Raw genomic sequence first — 691 nt, 5'->3', positions numbered from 1 at the left:
CGCGCGACCGGCTCGTCGCCCTCGTTGCGATCGAGATAGGCGTTGCCTTCCCAGGCAAGTTCGGGCGCGGTGAAGGCGACGCGGATGCGCGCGCAGGGGGCGAGCGGCTGCCAGCGGTGCCGGCCCGCCGCATCGAGCTTGTAGGTGGTCGGCTCGATGGCGTGGGGGGTGAGGCGGAGCGTGCCGCGCACCCGGCGCGGCAGCGGGTTCGACCATTCGGCGATCTCGGCGGCAAGCCCGCCTTCATCGACGGCGAGCCGGCTCGGGCCGATGGCGAGGCTGTCGGCCTCGGCCCGCAGGCTGTGGCGGCGGCGCTCGGTCATGGTCCAGCGATTGCCGCGCGGGCCGTAGAGGGCGAGGTTGATGGCGACGAAATCCTCAGGTGCGGCCCTGCCGGGGGCGAGGCGACGGGCGGCGGCGTAATAGGGAGAGAACACCGAGCCGATGAAGGCGATCAGGGTGAGCGCGTGGCGCCCGTCATCGCTCAGCGCGTCGACATACCACCAGGCATAGCCGCCGCGCGGGACCGTGCGGTCGAAGCGGATCATTCGGTATCCGCCATGATCGCGGCGGCGGCGAAACTGCCGGAGAGCGCGGCCATCGGCAGGCCTGGGCCGGGATGCGCCGAGCCGCCGGCGAGGTAGAATCCCGGCAGCGCGGTGCGCGCCCGCGGCCGGGCAAAGGGGTCGCG

Annotated in this window: 1 pseudogene; it reads right to left on the bottom strand. The window is 73.4% G+C overall.

Features of this window, described 5'->3' with window-relative positions:
* Positions 1-548: pseudogene (locus tag APM_RS12955) on the bottom strand (carotenoid 1,2-hydratase); the annotation flags it as partial.
* Positions 549-691 lie beyond the last annotated feature (143 nt).

Source organism: Acidiphilium sp. PM (genome assembly GCF_000219295.1).
In the GTDB taxonomy this organism is placed as follows: domain Bacteria; phylum Pseudomonadota; class Alphaproteobacteria; order Acetobacterales; family Acetobacteraceae; genus Acidiphilium; species Acidiphilium multivorum.
This window is presented reverse-complemented; position numbering and strand designations above follow the sequence as displayed.